17 protein-coding genes and 5 tRNA genes are annotated in these 19,097 nt (G+C 70.2%); 13 read left to right on the top strand and 9 right to left on the bottom strand.

From position 1 onward, the window contains the following. Positions 1-164 precede the first annotated feature (164 nt). From AC061S_RS36365 to AC061S_RS36400, 8 genes are all read right to left on the bottom strand, one after another. Positions 165-749 (bottom strand): GTP-binding protein, encoded by a 585-nt coding sequence (locus AC061S_RS36365; RefSeq protein WP_478690155.1) that lies wholly within the window; start codon positions 747-749, stop codon positions 165-167. Continuing rightward, positions 730-1,317, bottom strand: coding sequence for a DUF742 domain-containing protein (locus AC061S_RS36370; RefSeq protein WP_478690156.1), 588 nt, complete (start codon positions 1,315-1,317; stop codon positions 730-732). Before AC061S_RS36370 ends, AC061S_RS36365 begins: the two co-directional genes overlap by 20 nt. A 93-nt stretch (positions 1,318-1,410) precedes the next feature. Continuing rightward, positions 1,411-1,824 (bottom strand): roadblock/LC7 domain-containing protein, encoded by a 414-nt coding sequence (locus AC061S_RS36375; protein ID WP_243337850.1) that lies wholly within the window; start codon positions 1,822-1,824, stop codon positions 1,411-1,413. A gap of 10 nt (positions 1,825-1,834) precedes the next feature. Continuing rightward, complete coding sequence (locus AC061S_RS36380; protein WP_478690157.1) at positions 1,835-5,047, bottom strand: sensor histidine kinase; 3,213 nt, start codon at positions 5,045-5,047, stop codon at positions 1,835-1,837. A 307-nt stretch (positions 5,048-5,354) separates the two neighbouring features. Next, the gene (locus AC061S_RS36385; protein ID WP_243337754.1) at positions 5,355-5,939 is read right to left on the bottom strand and encodes a GTP-binding protein; all 585 of its coding nucleotides are present in this window, start codon (positions 5,937-5,939) and stop codon (positions 5,355-5,357) included. Continuing rightward, positions 5,920-6,312, bottom strand: coding sequence for a DUF742 domain-containing protein (locus AC061S_RS36390; RefSeq protein ID WP_243337752.1), 393 nt, complete (start codon positions 6,310-6,312; stop codon positions 5,920-5,922). Before AC061S_RS36390 ends, AC061S_RS36385 begins: the two co-directional genes overlap by 20 nt. Before the next feature lie 151 nt (positions 6,313-6,463). After that, positions 6,464-6,877 carry a roadblock/LC7 domain-containing protein gene (locus AC061S_RS36395; protein ID WP_008739864.1) on the bottom strand — a complete coding sequence of 138 codons (414 nt, stop codon included), beginning with the start codon at positions 6,875-6,877 and terminating at the stop codon, positions 6,464-6,466. A gap of 9 nt (positions 6,878-6,886) precedes the next feature. Next, positions 6,887-10,669, bottom strand: coding sequence for a sensor histidine kinase (locus tag AC061S_RS36400; protein WP_478690158.1), 3,783 nt, complete (start codon positions 10,667-10,669; stop codon positions 6,887-6,889). A 612-nt stretch (positions 10,670-11,281) separates the two neighbouring features. Here AC061S_RS36400 and AC061S_RS36405 point away from each other — a divergent pair. From AC061S_RS36405 to AC061S_RS36455, 11 genes are all read left to right on the top strand, one after another. Beyond that, positions 11,282-11,467 carry a hypothetical protein gene (locus AC061S_RS36405; protein ID WP_478690159.1) on the top strand — a complete coding sequence of 62 codons (186 nt, stop codon included), beginning with the start codon at positions 11,282-11,284 and terminating at the stop codon, positions 11,465-11,467. Between the two features lie 124 nt (positions 11,468-11,591). Beyond that, complete coding sequence (locus tag AC061S_RS36410) at positions 11,592-12,380, top strand: fumarylacetoacetate hydrolase family protein (RefSeq protein WP_478690160.1); 789 nt, start codon at positions 11,592-11,594, stop codon at positions 12,378-12,380. Further along, positions 12,373-13,848, top strand: a complete 1,476-nt coding sequence (gene gltX / locus AC061S_RS36415) for a glutamate--tRNA ligase (protein ID WP_478690161.1) — start codon at positions 12,373-12,375, stop codon at positions 13,846-13,848. The genes AC061S_RS36410 and gltX overlap by 8 nt, the downstream gene beginning before the upstream one ends. A gap of 110 nt (positions 13,849-13,958) precedes the next feature. Continuing rightward, positions 13,959-14,222 (top strand): hypothetical protein, encoded by a 264-nt coding sequence (locus AC061S_RS36420; protein ID WP_478690162.1) that lies wholly within the window; start codon positions 13,959-13,961, stop codon positions 14,220-14,222. Continuing rightward, a complete protein-coding gene (locus AC061S_RS36425; protein WP_478690163.1) occupies positions 14,219-14,590 on the top strand; it encodes a PIN domain-containing protein in 372 nt (123 codons plus the stop codon). The genes AC061S_RS36420 and AC061S_RS36425 overlap by 4 nt, the downstream gene beginning before the upstream one ends. 43 nt (positions 14,591-14,633) lie before the next feature. After that, the gene (locus AC061S_RS36430) at positions 14,634-15,362 is read left to right on the top strand and encodes an HAD family hydrolase (RefSeq protein ID WP_478690164.1); all 729 of its coding nucleotides are present in this window, start codon (positions 14,634-14,636) and stop codon (positions 15,360-15,362) included. 86 nt (positions 15,363-15,448) lie between these two features. After that, positions 15,449-15,520, top strand: a tRNA-Gln gene (locus AC061S_RS36435). A gap of 26 nt (positions 15,521-15,546) precedes the next feature. Continuing rightward, positions 15,547-15,619, top strand: a tRNA-Glu gene (locus AC061S_RS36440). A gap of 61 nt (positions 15,620-15,680) precedes the next feature. Continuing rightward, positions 15,681-15,753 (top strand) — tRNA-Glu (locus tag AC061S_RS36445). Positions 15,754-15,777: 24 nt separating this feature from the next. Next, a tRNA-Gln gene (locus AC061S_RS36450) sits at positions 15,778-15,849 on the top strand. A gap of 22 nt (positions 15,850-15,871) precedes the next feature. Next, positions 15,872-15,944, top strand: a tRNA-Glu gene (locus tag AC061S_RS36455). A gap of 168 nt (positions 15,945-16,112) precedes the next feature. On the opposite strand, the gene ndgR is transcribed toward AC061S_RS36455, so the two are convergent. Further along, on the bottom strand, positions 16,113-16,829 hold the full coding sequence (gene ndgR / locus AC061S_RS36460; RefSeq protein ID WP_112450208.1) for an IclR family transcriptional regulator NdgR: 717 nt from the start codon (positions 16,827-16,829) through the stop codon (positions 16,113-16,115). Between the two features lie 184 nt (positions 16,830-17,013). Between ndgR and leuC the strand changes: the two genes are divergently transcribed. After that, a complete protein-coding gene (gene leuC, locus AC061S_RS36465) occupies positions 17,014-18,447 on the top strand; it encodes a 3-isopropylmalate dehydratase large subunit (protein WP_478690165.1) in 1,434 nt (477 codons plus the stop codon). Between the two features lie 5 nt (positions 18,448-18,452). Next, positions 18,453-19,046, top strand: a complete 594-nt coding sequence (gene leuD / locus AC061S_RS36470; protein ID WP_243337738.1) for a 3-isopropylmalate dehydratase small subunit — start codon at positions 18,453-18,455, stop codon at positions 19,044-19,046. Positions 19,047-19,097 lie beyond the last annotated feature (51 nt).

Genomic DNA, 19,097 nt, shown 5'->3' on the forward strand with positions numbered 1-19,097 from the left:
AGCCGGAAGTATTCCGCCCGCTCAGCACGGAGCTTCCTGGGCCCCTGCGCCGTCCGGACCTTACGGACCTCGAAGTCCATCGCACCCCTTGAGCTGGGGTGTTGCGACGACCACTAGAACCCAAGCTCGGAGTGCGGGGGGCTTTCCCATGAGGCCGGGGACGGCTACCGCAGGCGGGCCATGAGGGCGTGCTCGACCAGGGTGATGAGCGCGCTCTTGGCGTCCGCGCGGTGGCGGGCGTCGGTGGTGATGATGGGGGCGTCCGGGCCGATCTGCAGGGCCTCGCGGACTTCCTCCGGGGTGTAGGGCTGGTGCCCCTCGAAGCCGTTGAGGGCGATGACGAAGGGCAGGCCGCTGTTCTCGAAGTAGTCGACGGCGGGGAAGCAGTCGGCGAGACGGCGGGTGTCGACGAGGACCACGGCGCCGATCGCGCCGCGCACCAGGTCGTCCCACATGAACCAGAAGCGGTCCTGACCGGGGGTACCGAAGAGGTACAGGATCAGGTCCTGGTCCAGGGTGATGCGGCCGAAGTCCATGGCGACCGTGGTGGTCGTCTTGTCCCCGGTGTGGGTCAGGTCGTCGATGCCGGCGGAGGCGCTCGTCATGACGGCCTCGGTGCGCAGGGGGTTGATCTCGGAGACGGCGCCGACGAACGTGGTCTTGCCCACGCCGAAGCCACCCGCCACCACGATCTTCGCGGAGGTGGTGGAGCGAGGAGCCGCTCCGCCGTTAGAGCTTGCGAAGTCCACTGAGCACCCTTTCGAGCAGTGTCACATCTGGCTGGCCGCCGGCGGACTCGTCGCCGCCGGGCTGGTGGATGGCTACGAGGCCCGCCTCCGCCAGGTCGGCGACGAGGATCCGGGCTACGCCAAGAGGAATGGAGAGAAGTGCCGAGATCTCCGCGACGGATTTGATCTCCTGGCACAGGAGGCAGATGCGCTGGTGCTCGGGCAACTGCCCTTGCAGCCGCGCGGGATCGGCCGTGGTGCTGACCAGTGCCTCGATGGCGAGCTGGTAGCGCGGACGGGTCCGGCCACCGGTCATCGCGTACGGGCGCACCAGCGGGTTGTGCGCCTGCGGAGCCTGCGGGCGACCGCCGCGCGGAGGCTGCTGCGGGGACCGGTACTGCCCGGCCTGCGGCCGGCCGTACGGCGGCTGCTGGTAGGGCTGCTGCTGCTGGTAAGGCTGCCCGGAGGCCGGGTCGTGCTCCGGCGCGGGCCGGTTGCTGGGAGCGGAAGGAAAGTTGAAGCGGTTCTGGTCGTGCCCACCCTGCGGCTGCTGCGCGCCGCCATAGGGATGTCCTCCGGGTGTTGTCACGTTTCCTCCTCCGACTCCAAGTACGCAGTACTCCCTGTGGAACCGCGCCACCGCACCCTATGGTGCAGTGACGCGAAACGCACTGCCTGTCTGCTAGTTGAGAAGACCGCCCTGCAGTTCCGCGCGCAGGTCCGGGGTGAGGACACTGCCGGCGCGGTCCACGAGGAGGGCCATCTCGTAACCCACGAGGCCGATGTCGCACTCGGGGTGCGCCAGTACGGCCAGCGAGGATCCGTCGGAGACGGACATGAGGAAGAGGAATCCCCGGTCCATCTCCACAACGGTCTGGTTGACGGCGCCGCCCTCGAAGATGCGGGAGGCACCCGCGGTGAGGGAGGTCAGCCCGGAGGCCACCGCGGCGAGCTGGTCGGCCCGGTCGCGGGGGAAGCCCTCGGACATAGCCAGAAGGAGGCCGTCGGCGGATACCACCACCGTGTGAGACACCCCTGGGGTGTTGTCCACGAAGTTGGTGATCAACCAGTTCAGGTTCTGCGCCGCCTGGCTCATCGCGCTCACACTAACGCTCCTGGTCATAGCTGTTACTTGACTGCTCGGATCCCGCGTTGCGGCCCTGCTCGACGCCACGTCGCAGGTTGCTCAACCTGCCACGGACGTCCTCCGGGGCCCGGGAGACCTGGGGGCCGCCCTGCGGAGTCGTCTCCGCGGCACCCTCGACCAGGTTGGCCTTGGGCACCCGCCGAGGGAGACCGGACGGGGTGACCCCGCCCGCCTTCGGCTCGCGGAGCTTGGAGGCCTGCTGCCAGCGCTCGTCGTTGTTCGAGCGCCAGTCGGCAGTGCCTTCCGTTTCCCCGGGGGACCGCTCCGGCGCCGCGGGCTGCTGCTGACGCTGCGGCCGCTGCTCGAAGAGGGATCCGGAGGACTCCGTTTCCTGCTGTCCCGGCCGCTGCTGCGGCTGGCTGCCGCGTCGCGGCAGGCCCGCCCCGGTCACCTGGTGGCCGGCGTCGGCAGTGGCGCCCGGACGGTCGAAGCCTACGCGCTCCGGGGCCGGTTCGGGAGCGGCCGGTGATTCCGATTCGGTCCCGTAATCCTGCTGGTAGGAGCCCGAGTAGGTGTTCTGCTGGGGCCACTCGGCCTCTGCTGAACGGGAATCGTACCCGCCGTCGTAGGCCGGTACTTCCTGTCGCTGATCGGTGTACTCGGCTTCCGGATAGGCGTACTCCTGCTGGGTGTACGCGTCGTATCCCTGCCCGGCCTGAGCGGATTCGTAACCGGGGTCGTAGCCCTGAGCGGGCTGCTGCTCGTAACCCTGGTACGGCTGGTAGGCGTGCTCCGGCTGCGGTTCCGGATACTGCTCCGCGGGCGCCGCGGGCTCGTCGTACGCCGGCTGCGCCTGCGGGTAGCCGACCTGCGACTCCAGCGCGGCCCGGCGCTCCTCACGGCCCAGGGACCGGCCGACGGGGTCGGCGGCGGGCTCGCCGTAGCCCGGCTGGTCGGCCCGGTGGACCTCGTAGCGGGAGTCGTCGAAGCCGAGCTCGGCGGCCGTGCGCAGCGGGACCGCCTGCTGCGCCTGCTGGCGCGGGATCATCGAGGAGACCGTGAAGTCGTCCGCCGGGATCTCCTCGCCACCGCCACCATGGGTGATGGCGTCGGGGAGCATGACCAGCGAGGTGGTGCCGGCGGCCTCGCCCGAGGGGCGCAGCTGGACGCGGATGCCGTGCCGGTCGGCCAGCCGGCCGACCACGAACAGACCCATGCGCTGCGAGATCGCGGCGTCCACGGTCGGCGGGTTGGCCAGCTTGTGGTTGATGTCCGCGAAGTCCTCGGCGGTCAGGCCGATTCCCTTGTCGTGGATCTCGACCATGACCCGGCCGTCGGGCAGACGCGTCGCGTTGACCCGGACCTTGGTCTGCGGGGAGGAGAAGGTGGTGGCGTTCTCCAGCAGCTCGGCGAGCAGGTGCACGAGGTCGGTCACGGCCTGGCCGTGGATCTCGGCGTCGGAGACGCCGGACAGCTCGACGCGCTCGTACTGCTCCACCTCGGAGGAGGCTGCGCGCAGGACGTCGACCAGCGGGACCGGCTGGTCCCAGCGGCGGCCCGGCTCCTCACCCGCGAGGATGAGGAGGTTCTCGCCGTTGCGGCGCATACGGGTGGCCAGATGGTCCAGGCGGAAGAGGTTCTCCAGCTGGTCCGGGTCGGCCTCGTTGTTCTCCAGCTCGGTGATCAGGCTCAGCTGGCCCTCGATCAGCGACTGGTTGCGCATGGAGAGGTTCGTGAAGATCGCGTTGACGTTGCCCCGCAGGAGGGCCTGCTCGGCGGCGAGCCGGACGGCCTCCCGGTGGACCTGGTCGAAGGCGCGGGCGACCTCGCCGATCTCGTCCTGGGAGTCGATCGGGATCGGCACCACCCGGGTGTCGACCTTGCCCGGGTCGGTGCGCGAGAGCTGGTCGACGAGCATCGGCAGGCGCTGCTCGGCGATGTCGAAGGCGGCACCGCGCAGACGGCGCATCGCCTTGCCCATCTGGCGGGCCATCATGCCGGCCAGGATGAAGGCGGCGAGCAGGGCCACGACCACGATGGCGCCGGTCAGGATGGCGTCGTTGCGGGCCTCGTCGGAGACGGATCCGGCGTCCTTGAGGGCCTTGTCGAGGAGTTCCTTCTCGAGCTGGTTGTAGCCGTCGAACTTGGCCGTCGCGGCGGCCTGCCAGGCTGCCGCGGTGGTACCGCCGAGGGCGAGCTTGGCGGGCTTCTCGCCGCCGGCTATCGCCTCGGTCATACCGGTGAGCGCGGAGTTGTTGACCACCGGCGGGGCGGTGAAGACGGTGCCCGCCTGCTCGGCCGCCTGCTTGGCGGCGGCGAGCTTGGCGGCGCCCTCCTGGGACTTCGCGCCCATGATGTCCTTGAGCCGCGCTACGTCCTCGTCGGTGCCGGCGGCGACGTACTCGCCGATGGCGATCTCTTCGAGGTACGCGTACGAGGAGAAGGCGACGAGCTGAGCCTTGCGGATCTCCTCGTTCTCGCTCGGCCGGACCAGCAGGTGCGTGCCCACCGAGCGCTGCAGCGAGTTCGCGGCCTTGGACAGCTCGAGCGCGTAGACCATGCGGCCGTACGAGGTCACGTTGCCGGTGCCGAGGCCGAGCTCGTTGGAGAACTGCATGAGGTAGTGCTGGACCAGCACGTACCCCTCTTCGGTCGGGATCGGGCCCATCGCCTTGGGGAGGGCCTTCTTCGGCGTCTCGAGCTGCGGCAGGTAGGCCGTCTTGCGGACCTGCTCCAGCTTCGGTTCCTCCTGGCGGAAGAGCTCCAGGCGGCGCTCCAGGCCCTGGCCCGCGGGCAGGTCCTTCGCGGCCTCGGCGAACTTGGCCTTGGCGGCGTCGGTGGCGGAGTAGGCCTTCAGAACGGGCTCGGACTCGCGCTGGCCCCTGAGCAGGGGCTCGGCCGTCAGGTCGCGCTCGTTCAGGAGCGCCTGGCCGTACTCGGCGGCGGCCTGGACGATGCCGGCGGTCTTCTCGGCGTCCTTGGCCTCGTCCCAGGTGTCGATGGAGCCCTTCACCTGGAAGCCGCCCATGACCAGTCCGACGAGGACCGGGACGAGCAGGATGGCGTTCAGACGGGTCGGTACGCGCCAGTTGCGGGGCGAGAACCTGCTGGTGCTGCCACCGCTCACGGATGGTTCCACGGGTACGTCAAAGGATGACGCGGCCGCGCGCGGCGGCGGGGTGAAGTTGCCGCGCGCGGGTTCATCCGCGGGGCTCGAGTTGCTTCGCCTCACTCGACCAACAACCTCTCGGCGGTGCTACTAGCTAGTTCGTTGAATTCCAGCACGGTTAACGGCTGTGTTCCAAACAGTTGAAATCGGCCGTTCCCAGAGCCTTATGCCCCACATAAATCGGACATAAAGAGCGTCCTGCGGCAAAAGCGGGGCCAGTTGTGAGCGCAGCGGCACCGGACGAACGCACCGTGTCGCCAACTACCGGCAATTCTCTGTCGAAACGTTATGAACGAAGGGGGCGGGCCGTGTCGCATGACACAGCCCGCCCCCCAAAACCAGCCGGTGAAGCCCTCGTTGCGAGGAGCCCCTACTTGAGCCGCGCCATCAGCGCGTGCTCGACGAGCGTGATGAGCGCGCTCTTGGCGTCCGCGCGGTGGCGGGCGTCGGTGGTGATGATGGGGGCGTCCGGGCCGATCTGCAGGGCCTCGCGGACTTCCTCCGGGGTGTAGGGCTGGTGCCCCTCGAAGCCGTTGAGGGCCACGACGAAGGGCAGGCCGCTGTTCTCGAAGTAGTCGACGGCCGGGAAGCAGTCGGCCAGGCGCCGCGTGTCGACCAGGACGATCGCCCCGATCGCGCCGCGCACCAGGTCGTCCCACATGAACCAGAAGCGGTCCTGACCGGGGGTACCGAAGAGGTACAGGATCAGGTCCTGGTCCAGGGTGATGCGGCCGAAGTCCATGGCGACCGTGGTGGTCGTCTTGTCCCCGGTGTGGGTCAGGTCGTCGATGCCGGCGGAGGCGCTCGTCATGACGGCCTCGGTGCGCAGGGGGTTGATCTCGGAGACGGCGCCGACGAACGTGGTCTTGCCCACGCCGAAGCCACCCGCCACCACGATCTTCGCGGAGGTGGTGGAGCGAGGAGCCGCTCCGCCGTTAGAGCTTGCGAAGTCCACTGAGAACCCTCTCGAGCAGCGTTACATCCGGCGTTCCGCCGGCCTCTCCATTGCCCGGCTGGTGGATGGCCACCATGCCGGCCTCCGCCAGGTCGGCGACGAGGATCCGGGCGACGCCGAGCGGCATGTTCAGCAGCGCGGAGACCTCCGCGACCGACTTGACCTCACGGCAGAGCGTGCAGATCCGCTGGTGCTCCGGAAGCAGCCCGGACAGGTGCATCGGATCGGCCGTGGTGCTGACCAGTGCCTCGATGGCGAGCTGGTAGCGCGGTCGGGTCCGGCCGCCGGTCATCGCGTACGGACGAACCAGCGGCTGGTCGCCTTCCGAGTACGAGTCTCCGTACTGATCGGAATAGGCGGGGGGCGGGGTCATTGATCCTCCGGGCTGGACAGCAAAGGTCAGCGTGCCGTCTGACGGGGCGGCCGGTGGGGGGACGGTATGACGGCCTGGCGGTGGTACTGGGTTCCGGGGCCGCGGCCCCGGTCCCCCGGCCGGCAGTACCGTCCGGCCGGGAGATCGGCAGTCAGATGAGCAGGCTTCCCTGCAGTTCCGCGCGCAGGTCCGGGGTGAGGACACTGCCGGCGCGGTCCACGAGGAGGGCCATCTCGTAACCCACGAGGCCGATGTCGCACTCGGGGTGCGCCAGTACGGCCAGCGAGGATCCGTCGGAGACGGACATGAGGAAGAGGAATCCCCGGTCCATCTCCACAACGGTCTGGTTGACGGCGCCGCCCTCGAAGATGCGGGAGGCACCCGCGGTGAGGGAGGTCAGCCCGGAGGCCACCGCGGCGAGCTGGTCGGCCCGGTCGCGGGGGAAGCCCTCGGACATAGCCAGAAGGAGGCCGTCGGCGGATACCACCACCGTGTGAGACACCCCTGGGGTGTTGTCCACGAAGTTGGTGATCAACCAGTTCAGGTTCTGCGCCGCCTGGCTCATCGAACTCAACTATCGCTCCTGCTGGTAAGTGGGGTCGATGTGGTAACTGCCGGTGGCCGGGCCGGTGGTGCCGGCCTGCCGACCCTGCTGGATACCGCGTCGGAGGTTGGTGAGACGGCCGCGGACATCGTCCGGGGATCGCGAAACCTGGGGGCCGGCCTGTGCTTCGGCCTGCTGCTGCGCGGTGCCGGCCACGAGGTTCGCCCGAGGGACCCGGCGGGGCAGACCCGACGTGGTGATGCCGCCGGCGGCGGGCTGGCGCACGCGCTCGGCCTGCCGCATCAGCTCGTCGTTCGGCGAGGAGCGCCAGCTCACCGTCGGCACGGCGCCGGTGGCCGTCTGCGCGGACTCGGCCGGAGCCTGCTCCTGGCCGCGCTGCGGCAGCTGGTGCTGCTGCGGGCGCTGCGGGGAGGCGGGAGCCGGCGCGGACTGCTGCGCCTGCTGGCCCTGCTGCTGGGGTACGGCCACCGGTGCCTGCGCGGGGGGCTGCTGAGCGGCCTCCTGGCGGAACCAGTTCGACTCCAGCGTGTCGAAGATCGGGCTGCGGCCCTCGCCGGTGCCCGGACCGGCCGGGGGCAGCGCCTCCGGACGGGGCGCCTGCGGCAGCCGCGGAGCCTCCGCGCGCGGAGGCGCTACGGGGGCGTAGTCGCCCTGGGGCTGCGGGGCCTGGCCGGGCTGGGCGTAGCCGCCGACACCGGGGCCGCCGGGCCGCTGGGCCTGGAAGTCCTGGCGGGGGAACTGCCCCGTGGAGGCCGGGTCGGCGAAGTCCTGGCGGGCGAACTGGCCGGTGGAGGCCGGGTCGCCGAACTCGGGACGGGCGAACTGGCCCGTGGCGCCGTTGTCGTAGCCGCCGCTGCCGCCGGCCTGCGGGGCCGGGGCGTTGAAGTCGGGGCGGGGGAACTCGGACGTGGAGCCGGGGCCCGACAGCTCGTCGTGGCCGCGCGGTACGTCGTGTCCGCGCTGGCCCGCACCCCAACTGGTGGCCTGGGGCATCGCGGCGGGTCCGCCGCCCGCGCCCGGGAGCTCCGGACGGGGCGCGCCACCGCGCGGCGGAAGCTGCGGCCGGGGGCCGCGCGCGGCCGGGCCGGACTGCTGCTGCGACTGCTGAGGCTGCTGCCCCTGCTGCTGCGGAGCCTGCTGCGAGGGCTGCTGCGGCTGCTGCGGGCGCTCGAAGCCGTTGCCCTGCGGGAAGCCGCCGGGGCCGGACGCCGTGGGGGCACCGACCGGACGGGCCTGCGGACCGCCGAAGCCGCCCGGGGCACCGGGACCGGAGACCGGGCCGCGGCCCGGCAGCGGAGCACCCGAACCGAAGGCGCTCTGGGTCTGGCCGCCGGGGCCCTGCTGCTGCGGGGGCCGTCCGCCCTGCGGGCCGGGGCCCTGGGGCTGCCCGCCGGGGGTGCCGTCGCGGCCCGGCAGGGCCGCGCGCTGGCTGCCGGCGGAAACCTGGCCGCGCTGCGGGGCGGCGCCCACGGGGGGACGTACGCCGGGAGCGGGTATCGAGCCCTGCGCCTGAGCGCCGGGACCGCCCTGACCGGGGGCGCCGGGGGAGCCCGGACCGCCCTGGCCGGGCATCGGGGCCGGCTTCTTGCCGCCCTGGGCGACGTCCACCGGCAGCATGACGAGGGCCGTCGTACCGCCCGAGTCGGAGGGGCGGAGCTGGATGCGGATGCCGTGTCGCAGGGACAGGCGGCCGACCACGAACAGGCCCATGCGGCGGGAGACGGAGACGTCCACGGTCGGCGGCGCCGCGAGCCGCTCGTTGATCGCGGCGAGGTCCTCGGGGGAGAGGCCGATGCCGGTGTCGTGGATCTCGACGAGCACGCGGCCGTCGGGCAGCGCGTGACCGGTGACCTTGACCTTGGTCTGCGGGGAGGAGAACGAGGTGGCGTTCTCCAGCAGCTCGGCGAGCAGGTGCACGAGGTCGTTGACGACGCGGCCGGCCACGTCGGTGCCGGGCACCGACGAGAGTTCGATGCGCTCGTACTGCTCCACCTCGGACGCGGCGGCACGGAGCACGTCGACGAGCGGGACGGGGCGGGTCCAACGGCGGCCCGGCTCCTCGCCCGCGAGGACGAGGAGGTTTTCGCCGTTACGGCGCATGCGGGTCGCGAGGTGGTCGAGCTTGAAGAGCGAGGAGAGCTGGTCCGGGTCGGCCTCGCGCGACTCCAGCTCGGAGATGAGCGAGAGCTGGCGCTGGATGAGGCCCTGCGAACGGCGCGAGAGGTTGGTGAACATCGCGTTGACGTTGCCTCGCAGGAGGGCCTGCTCCGCGGCGAGGCGGACGGCCTCGCGGTGCACGTCGTCGAAGGCCGCGGCCACCTGGCCGATCTCGTCGCGGGTGTGCAGACCGACGGACTCCACCGTCGTGTCCACGTCCTGCGGGTCGGACTCGGACAGCTGCTTGACGAGCTCGGGCAGCCGGTCCTGGGCGACGCGGGTCGCGGTGTCCTGGAGGCGGCGCAGGGAGCGGATCATCGAGCGGGCCATGACGAAGGCGCCGACGAGGGAGACACCGAGGACGAGGAGGATCAGCGCACCGTTGATGATGGCGTCGCGCTGCGACTCGTTCTTGAGCTCGCGGGCCTTCTGCTCCATGTCCTCGAGCAGCGTGAGCTCGATGACCTTCATGGCCGTGAGCTTGACGTCGTCCGCGTCGTACCAGTCCATCCAGGAGCGGTTCTTCTCCTTGGCGAACTGGTCCTTGTTGCCGAGCACGCGGCGGGCGTAGTGGTCGGCGGTGGCGATCTCCTGGTTGCCGTCGCCGAGCGCCGCGAGGAGCTCCTCAGGCTTGCCCTGGTAGACGAGCTCGAAGGTCTTCCTCGCCTGCTCCTCGCTGCTCTGCGCGGAGCGGGCGTACAGCCGGTCGTTCTCGGTGAGGTTGCCGGGGATCGCGGGGTCCGCCGGGAGCGCGGCGGCGATGATCGCGCGCTGGATCGAGGCGTACTCCTTGGCCGAGGAGAACGCGGCCAGGGCGCGGGTGCGCTTGATCATCTCGGGGTTCGAGGTGGCCTGCGCCATGTCCTGCGAGAGCGAGAGCAGCGAGACGACCAGCGCGTTGTACTCGGTGACGGTCTGCTGGGCGCCGTTCTGGTACGCGTTCTTGCGGATCTCTTCGAGGTTGTTGAGCCCGTGTGCGATCTGCAGGATGTTGTTGCGGATCGACCGGAGCGTCTCGTCGTTGCCCTCCGCTACGTCGACCTTGTCGGTCGCGGCGGCGAAGGCCCTGACGGCGGAGTCGGTCGAGTCGCGGACGCCCTGTACCTGGGTGTTGACCTTGCCCGACTTGTCGACCGACAGCGGACCGGCGGAGTTGTCGCGCTCGGCCTGGAGCATGGCGGCCAGGTTGGTGGCCTGCCGGGTCATGGTCGTCAGCAGCTGCATGTGCTCCAGCTGCGCGATGTCGTTGAGCGAGTCGTTGATGCGGAAGCCACCGAGGGTGGTGGCGGCGACGACCGGCAGGGTCAGCAGCGACACCAGTCGCGTGCTGATGCGCCAGTTCTGCATGGCGAGGCGGGAACCGGACCCTCGAGGGGTCTGGGGTATCGCGACGTCGCGGCCGCCCGACTCGTCGTCGGCCTTGGATCCGCCCTTGGGCTTGGCGCGGCCCTTCGGCTTCACCGCGGCGGAGCCGTCGGGGCGCCCGCTCTCGACAGCCGGCCCGCGGTTCTGGGCGTGCTGGGGCGAGGAGCCACGGTCGGTCCCGCCGCGCGGGTCCTGCTCCGGCGCGGCTTCCCCACGGCCCTGACGGGCCTGGGGAGACCCCTTGTCATCCCTCTTGAATCGTCCCTGCACTAGCGTCGCAACCTCTGGACCAGGCGTCCCGCCGGGCGACCGGTGGGACGGTGTCGAGTCGTGGGGCAATGCGCCCCATGGTGGTCGTCGGTGACCGGCGCGTCTCCCTCTCCGTTGCCGCCGCGCTCGGCGCTGTCTCGCGCCACCTGCGCGCCGGCTGATTCCCGCGGCGGTCCCGCGAATTCCAGCACAGAGGCGGATCTCCAACAAGGTGCGAGTCCTGCCCTGGACACTCGGTCACGTCTGGTGACGCGGGCGCTACCCGTCGTGCGGGCCAATTCATATGGAATCGGACTTACGCCGCCCAAACCCCGTGCCTGGCAAGGTGCCCAAGTCGCGATGATCAGGAGCGGAATGGCGCATTCAGTAGTGCAATGTCCGTTTTGCGGGGCTGAATTGACTGACCGTAATGCCCGTAATGCCTGACCACTGGTGAGCAAACTCACATACCTGTGGCCATTGCTTCCCGGTTCGGCGGGGGATTCGGATGTTTAGCCTTGAGCTTTACAGGGTTGCCGCGAGCGACAAGTGGCACTCCGAAGGCACTTCGAACGCATTCCGGCGGCACCCGCCGCACCATCCGACCTAGTGAGCCGAGGGCTTCGCACTCCGATGAAGACGACGATGATGTTCCGCAACATAGCCAACCCGCGCCGCACCACCCTCGCGCACCTCAAGGACGCCGAGGAGCTGCAGGCCGTGCCGGTCCCGGAGCACACCGTCGAGCTGCCGGCCCAGACCGCCAACCCGCGCCGCACCATCCTCATGGACGCGCCGCTCGCCGCCGCCGCGCAGTAGCCCCCTCCCCGGTCCCCGGTGCGGGCCTTCCGGGAATGAAGCGCGCGAAGCGTCGGCCCCCACCGCGTTAGCCTGGAGTCCGCAGACTCCAGCCAGCGGAAATACAGAGGGGCAGACGCAACACGTGCGCATCGCCAGGTTCTCGATCGACGGCAATGTCGCGTTCGGCGCGGTCGAGGGCAGCACTGCCCCCGGCGCCGAAGGTGAGCTCGTCCTCGACATCATCAAGGGCATCCCGTTCGCGGACTTCGAGCTCTCGGGCACGAAGGTCCCGCTGAGCAAGGTCCGGCTGCTGCCGCCCGTGCTCCCGAACAAGGTCGTGGCCATCGGCCGCAACTACGCGGAGCACGCGGCGGAGCTGGGCAACGAGGTCCCGGACGTCCCGATCACCTTCTTCAAGCCCTCCACCTCGGTGGTCGGCCCGGGCGACCCGATCGCGTACCCGTCCTTCTCCCAGGACCTCCACCACGAGGCGGAGCTCGCCGTGGTCATCGGCCGCATGTGCCGCGAGGTCCCGCGCGAGCGCGTCAAGGACGTCATCCTCGGCTACACCTGCGCCAACGACGTCACCGCGCGCGACGTCCAGCAGCGCGAGAAGCAGTGGGCCCGCGCCAAGGGCTTCGACAGCTCCTGCCCCCTCGGCCCCTGGATCGAGACGGACCTCGACCCGAGCGACCTGGCCATCCAGTGCACCGTCAACGGCGAACAGCGCCAGCTCGGCCGCACCAGCCAGATGGTCCGCTCCATCGAAGACCTGATCGTGCACATCACCGAGGCCATGACGCTGCTCCCGGGCGACGTCATCCTCACGGGGACCCCGGCCGGAGTCGGCCCCCTGAACGTCGGCGACGAGGTCGCCGTCACCATCGAAGGCATCGGCACTCTCACCAACAAGGTGATCAAGCGTGGCTAACGCGACCCCCCGCGTACGTTTCTGTCCGTCCCCGACCGGCAACCCCCACGTGGGTCTGGTCCGCACGGCCCTCTTCAACTGGGCGTTCGCCCGCCACCACGGCGGTACGTTCGTCTTCCGCATCGAGGACACCGACGCGGCCCGCGACTCCGAGGAGTCCTACGGCCAGCTGCTCGACTCGCTGCGCTGGCTCGGCTTCACCTGGGACGAGGGTCCCGAGGTCGGCGGCCCGCACGCCCCGTACCGCCAGTCCGAGCGCATGGACATCTACAAGGACGTCGCGCAGAAGCTCCTCGACGGCGGCTACGCCTACCACTGCTACTGCACCACCGAGGAGCTCGACGCCCGCCGCGCGGCCGCCCGCGCCGCGGGCAAGCCCTCCGGCTACGACGGCCACTGCCGCGAGCTGACCACCGTGCAGGTCGAGGCGTACGAGGGCGAGCACCGCTCCTCCATCGTCCGCTTCCGGATGCCCGACGAGCCGATCACCTTCACGGACCTGGTCCGCGGCGAGCTCACCTTCACCCCGGACAACGTGCCGGACTTCGGCATCGTCCGGGCCAACGGCGCCCCGCTGTACACGCTGGTGAACCCGGTCGACGACGCGTTGATGGAGATCACCCACGTCCTGCGCGGCGAGGACCTGCTCTCCTCCACTCCCCGCCAGATCGCCCTGTACAAGGCGCTGATGGAGCTGGGCGTCGCCAAGACCACCCCCGCCTTCGGCCACCTGCCGTACGTGATGGGCGAGGGCAACAAGAAGCTCTCCAAGCGCGACCCCGAGGCCTCGCTCAACCTGTACCGCGAGCGCGGCTTCCTCCCCGAGGGCCTGCTGAACTACCTCTCGCTGCTCGGCTGGTCCTTCTCCAAGGACCAGGACATCTTCTCGATCGAGGAGATGGTGGAGAAGTTCGACATCCCGGACGTCAACGCCAACCCGGCGCGCTTCGACCTCAAGAAGGCCGAGTCGATCAACGGCGACCACATCCGCCTGCTCGACCCGAAGGCCTTCGCGGACGCCTGCGCCCCGTGGCTGCGGGCCCCGCACGCCAACTGGGCGCCCGAGGACTTCGACGCCGCCGCCTGGGAGCGCATCGCGCCGTACGCCCAGACCCGCGTCACGGTCCTGTCCGAGATCACGGCCAACGTCGACTTCCTGTTCCTCAAGGAGCCGGTCGAGGACCAGGCCTCGTGGGACAAGGCGATGAAGGGCGAGCCGGCGGCCCTGCTGACGACGGCCCGCGAGAACCTGGCGGCCGCCGACTGGAACGACCCCGAGTCGCTCAAGCAGGCCGTCCTCACCGCCGGTGAGGCCCACGGCCTCAAGCTCGGCAAGGCCCAGGCCCCGGTCCGCGTCGCCGTCACCGGCCGCACGATCGGCCTGCCGCTCTTCGAGTCCCTCGAGATCCTGGGCAAGGACCGCTCCCTGTCCCGCATCGACGCGACCCTGGCGAAGCTCGCCGCGTAGCAGTACGCGCACCCTCGCAGGGGGCGGCGTCCGGATCTCCGGCCGCCGCCCCCTGCGGCGTTGTGTGAGCAGGCTCACGAAGCCGCGGTATTCAATGGTATTCTCGCGCCATGGCTGACACGACCATAAAGATCGCCGAAGAAACCCGCGACCGGCTCCGGCAGCTCGCCGAGGAGCGTGGCCTCAGCACGCGCGCGTACGTCGAGCGGATGGCCGCGCTGACCCCGGTCGAGGCCGAACGTGCCGAGCGGACCGCGCGCGCCGTCGCGTACGTACGGGCCAACCTGCGCCCGGACTTCACTGGTGAGGACCTCGCCGAGGGCCAGCGGTGGCGCGAGGCGATCGCCGCGCGTGAGATCGGGAGTCGTAGGTGATCGTTCTCGACCACACGGCCGTTCTCGCGCTGTGTCGCGGACACCGGCTGCTGTCTGCCATCGCCGTGGTCGAGGTGGACGATCCGTCCAGGCGTGCCCACGTGCCCGCCCTGTGCCTGGTGGCCGCCGGCATGGAAATGTCCGGCACGGCCGTTCACCTGGGCGCGCTGCCGGGTCTGGAGTTCTTGCCGCTCGACTTCGCGGGTGCCGCGGCGGTGGAGGACGTCACGGCCGCCGGCGTCGACTGGCGGTACGCCCATGCCGTGTTCGCGGCGGCGTCCGGCGCCGTGGAAGGGCAGGTGCTGACGGCGAGGCCCGAGGCGTACGACGGGACGGGCGTCTGGACCGTCGATATCGGCAAGCCCTGAGAAGGGCCCCCGGAGGCACGGGCGTCGGCGTAGGGTCGGCCACATGGCGATCCGTGCGGTGCTGTGGGACATCGACGACACCCTTTTCGACTACACCGGGGCCGACCGGGCCGGGCTCGCGGCGCACCTGGTCGCCGAGGGCCTCGCGGAGCGGTACGGGGCTCCGGTCGAGGCGCTCGCGCTGTGGCGGCGGATCACCGACCGGCACTGGGAGCGGTTCGCGGCCGGGGAGGGGACCTTCCAGGGGCAGCGCCGGGACCGGGTGCGGGAGTTCCTCGGGAAGCCCGCCTGGAGCGACGCACAGGCCGACGACTGGTTCGAGCGGTACGTGGCGCACTACACGGCCGCCTGGGAGCTGTTCCCCGACGTGGTGCCCGCACTGGACGCCCTGGCGGGCGGGTACCGGCACGGGGTGCTCTCCAACTCCTCCGTGGCCAACCAGGACCCCAAGCTGCGCCGCCTCGGCCTGCGCGACCGCTTCGAGGTCCTGGTGTGCGCCGTCGAGCTGGGCGTCAGCAAGCCGGAGGCCGGCGCGTTCCTCGCCGCGTGCGCCGAGATGGGGCTGGAGCCGGGGGAAGTGGTCTACGTGGGAGACCAGCCGGAGATCGACGCGCGGGGCGCCCGCGACGCCGGACTGACGGCCGTGTGGCTCGACCGCGACGGATCGCGCGGCCCCGGGCCCGCGGGCGTGCACCGGATCGCCGGACTCGACCGGCTCCCGCAGGTGCTGGCCGGGGATACCCGTTTTGGAGCACGGTCAGGCATCCGGTAATGTTCTTTCTGCGCCGCCCGCTCGGGCCGAAAGGCCGGGCCGGAGACGCTAACCGAACGAAAGTCCCTCAGGGTCTTGCGTTTTGGTGGGCTATAGTGTAATTGGCAACACGAGAGTTTCTGGTTCTCTTATTCTAGGTTCGAGTCCTGGTAGCCCAGCGCAGTTCAGTAGTAACGCAGTGCTTGCCCCCGTTGTGTAGCGGCCTAGCACGCCGCCCTCTCAAGGCGGTAGCGCCGGTTCGAATCCGGTCGGGGGTACAGATCCTTCCCGCGAGATCTCCAGGGTCGCACCCGGATGTTTTGATGCAGGATCGCTAGGGCCCCCGTTGTGTAGCGGCCTAGCACGCCGCCCTCTCAAGGCGGTAGCGCCGGTTCGAATCCGGTCGGGGGTACGCAGTCTAGCTGGTCTAGACCTGTGGGCTATAGTGTAATTGGCAACACGAGAGTTTCTGGTTCTCTTATTCTAGGTTCGAGTCCTGGTAGCCCAGCGCAGCATCGCAGTAACAGCTAGCCCCCGTTGTGTAGCGGCCTAGCACGCCGCCCTCTCAAGGCGGTAGCGCCGGTTCGAATCCGGTCGGGGGTACGCACAGAAGAGGCCCTCCGCGTTCATCGCGGAGGGCCTCTTCGCTGTTTCCGGACAGGGTCGGAGACGAAGTACGGGCCCGGCGGCGCGTGTATGGACGTGTGCGGCGTCTCACGCGCCCCCGGGCCCGGGGGTAGTGGTGGTGAAGGTCTGCGACCGGGGAAGTGTTCAGCTGGAGCGGCGCAGGGCCTCGGTCAGCCGGGCGGCCGCGTCGATGACGGCCTGGGCGTGCATGCGCCCCGGGTGGCGGGTGAGGCGCTCGATCGGCCCGGAGACCGATACGGAGGCCACCACGCGGTTCGAGGGGCCGCGCACCGGCGCCGAGACGGAGGCCACACCGGGCTCCCGCTCGCCGATCGACTGCGCCCAGCCCCGACGCCGTACGCCCGAGAGCGCCGTCGCCGTGAAGCGTGCGCCCTGCAGGCCGCGGTGGAGCCGCTCGGGCTCCTCCCAGGCCATCAGGATCTGCGCGGCCGAGCCGGCCTTCATCGGGAGCGTGGAGCCCACCGGGACGGTGTCCCGCAGGCCCGACAGCCGCTCGGCGGCCGCCACGCAGATGCGCATGTCGCCCTGACGCCGGTAGAGCTGCGCGCTCTCTCCCGTCACGTCCCGGAGGTGGGTGAGCACCGGCCCGGCCGTGGCCAGCAGGCGGTCCTCGCCGGCCGCGGCGGCGAGCTCCGCCAGCCGCGGTCCGAGGATGAACCGGCCCTGCATGTCCCTCGCCACCATCCGGTGGTGTTCCAGTGCCACGGCAAGGCGATGTGCCGTGGGTCGTGCGAGCCCTGTCGCCGCGACCAGCCCGGCGAGGGTGGCCGGACCGGACTCCAGTGCGCTCAATACCAGAGCTGCCTTGTCGAGAACGCCGACGCCGCTAGAGTTGTCCATGAAACGATATTCGCGTCTCACACTGTGAAACGCAAGTTCAATTTTTCCAAGAACCAGCGAGTCTGTATGTGCGGGTCCACGAACCACTGGGTCCGAGCCGTCGTCCGGGACGTGGGGTACGGGCGATCAGGCGCACAAGATCTCTATCAAGCGCCGGCACAACCGGCCGGCCGGAGGGAAAGCGATGGGTAGGACACTCGCAGAGAAGGTCTGGGACGACCATGTCGTCCGGCGCGCCGAGGGTGAGCCCGATCTCCTCTTCATCGATCTGCACCTGCTGCACGAGGTGACCAGCCCCCAGGCCTTCGAGGGCCTGCGGCAGGCCGGCCGCAAGGTCCGTCGCCTGGACCTCACCATCGCGACCGAGGACCACAACACCCCCACCATCGATATCGACAAGCCGATCGCGGACCCGGTCTCCCGGGCCCAGCTGGAGACGCTGCGGTCGAACTGCGCCGAGTTCGGTGTGCGCCTGCACTCGCTGGGCGACGTCGAGCAGGGTGTCGTCCACGTGGTGGGACCGCAGCTGGGCCTGACCCAGCCGGGCACCACCGTGGTCTGCGGTGACTCGCACACCTCCACGCACGGCGCCTTCGGCGCGCTGGCGTTCGGCATCGGCACCAGCCAGGTCGAGCACGTGCTGGCGACGCAGACGCTGCCGCTGGCCCGCCCCAAGACGATGGCGATCACCGTCACCGGCGCGCTGGCCGACGGCGTCACCGCCAAGGACCTGATCCTGGCGATCATCGCCAAGATCGGCACCGGCGGCGGCCAGGGCTACATCCTGGAGTACCGCGGCGAGGCCGTCGAGAAGCTGTCGATGGAAGCCCGCATGACCATCTGCAACATGTCGATCGAGGCCGGCGCCCGCGCGGGCATGATCGCCCCCGACCAGACCACCTTCGACTACCTCGAGGGCCGCGACCACGCCCCCGCGGGCGAGGACTGGGACGCGGCGGTCGCGTACTGGAAGACCCTGCGCACCGACGAGGACGCCGTCTTCGACGCCGAGGTGGTCATCGACGGCACCACGCTGTCACCGTTCGTCACCTGGGGCACCAACCCCGGCCAGGGCGTGCCCCTGTCGGCGAACGTCCCCGATCCGGCTTCGTACGAGGACGCTTCGGAGCGCCACGCCGCCGAAAAGGCCCTGGAGTACATGGGGTTGACCGCCGGGCAGGCGCTGCGCGACATCAAGGTCGACACCGTCTTCGTAGGTTCCTGCACCAACGGCCGCATCGAGGACCTGCGCGCCGTGGCCGGGATCATCGAGGGCCGCAAAGTCGCCGAGGGCGTACGGATGCTGGTCGTCCCGGGCTCGGTCCGCGTCGCCCTGCAGGCCGTGTCGGAGGGACTGGACAAGGTCTTCAAGGAGGCCGGCGCCGAATGGCGGCACGCGGGCTGCTCGATGTGTCTGGGCATGAACCCCGACCAACTGGCCCCAGGTGAGCGCTCCGCGTCCACCTCCAACCGCAACTTCGAGGGCCGGCAGGGCAAGGGCGGGCGCACCCACCTGGTGTCCCCGCAGGTGGCCGCCGCCACCGCGGTGCTGGGCCACCTGGCCTCGCCCGCCGACCTGGCTGGGTCGTCCGCCGCTACCGCGCCCGCAGGAGTCTGAGAACGATGGAAGCCTTCACCACCCACACCGGCCGGGCCGTCCCGCTGCGCCGCAGCAACGTCGACACCGACCAGATCATCCCGGCCCACTGGCTGAAGAAGATCACCCGCGACGGTTTCGAGGACGGGCTCTTCGAGGCCTGGCGCAAGGACCCGGAGTTCATCACCAACCGCCCCGAGCGCGCGGGCGCGACCGTCCTGGTCGCCGGTCCCGACTTCGGCACCGGTTCCTCGCGCGAGCACGCCGTCTGGGCCCTGCAGAACTTCGGCTTCAAGACGGTCATCTCCTCCCGCTTCGCCGACATCTTCCGCGGCAACTCGCTGAAGAACGGTCTGCTGACCGTCGTCCTGCCGCAGGAGACCGTCGAGCAGCTGTGGAAGCTGACCGAGGCCGACCCCACCGCCGAGATCACGGTCGACCTGGTCGACCGCCAGGTCCGAGCCGAAGGCGTCGTAGCGGAGTTCGAACTCGACGACAACGCCCGCTGGCGGCTGCTGGAGGGGCTGGACGACATCTCGCTCACCCTTCAGAACGAAGCGGACATCGCCACCTACGAAAGCGTCCGCCCGGCCTTCAAGCCGCGCACGATTCAGGCGTGATTCCAGCCTGATCAGCGCTTATTCGCCTTAGGGTGATCACATAGGCAACAC

It is taken from the genome of Streptomyces sp. CA189, from assembly GCF_056428985.1.

What these genes read in the sequence shown, in the direction of transcription:
- AC061S_RS36375 (WP_243337850.1), bottom strand. Translation starts at nt 1,824, where the DNA reads ATGAGCCAGGCGGCGCAGAACCTGAACTGGTTGATCACCAACTTCGTG.
- AC061S_RS36390 (WP_243337752.1), bottom strand. Translation starts at nt 6,312, where the DNA reads ATGACCCCGCCCCCCGCCTATTCCGATCAGTACGGAGACTCGTACTCG.
- AC061S_RS36395 (WP_008739864.1), bottom strand. Translation starts at nt 6,877, where the DNA reads ATGAGCCAGGCGGCGCAGAACCTGAACTGGTTGATCACCAACTTCGTG.
- AC061S_RS36405 (WP_478690159.1), top strand. Translation starts at nt 11,282, where the DNA reads ATGAAGACGACGATGATGTTCCGCAACATAGCCAACCCGCGCCGCACC.
- AC061S_RS36420 (WP_478690162.1), top strand. Translation starts at nt 13,959, where the DNA reads ATGGCTGACACGACCATAAAGATCGCCGAAGAAACCCGCGACCGGCTC.
- AC061S_RS36430 (WP_478690164.1), top strand. Translation starts at nt 14,634, where the DNA reads ATGGCGATCCGTGCGGTGCTGTGGGACATCGACGACACCCTTTTCGAC.
- ndgR (WP_112450208.1), bottom strand. Translation starts at nt 16,829, where the DNA reads ATGGACAACTCTAGCGGCGTCGGCGTTCTCGACAAGGCAGCTCTGGTA.
- leuC (WP_478690165.1), top strand. Translation starts at nt 17,014, where the DNA reads ATGGGTAGGACACTCGCAGAGAAGGTCTGGGACGACCATGTCGTCCGG.
- leuD (WP_243337738.1), top strand. Translation starts at nt 18,453, where the DNA reads ATGGAAGCCTTCACCACCCACACCGGCCGGGCCGTCCCGCTGCGCCGC.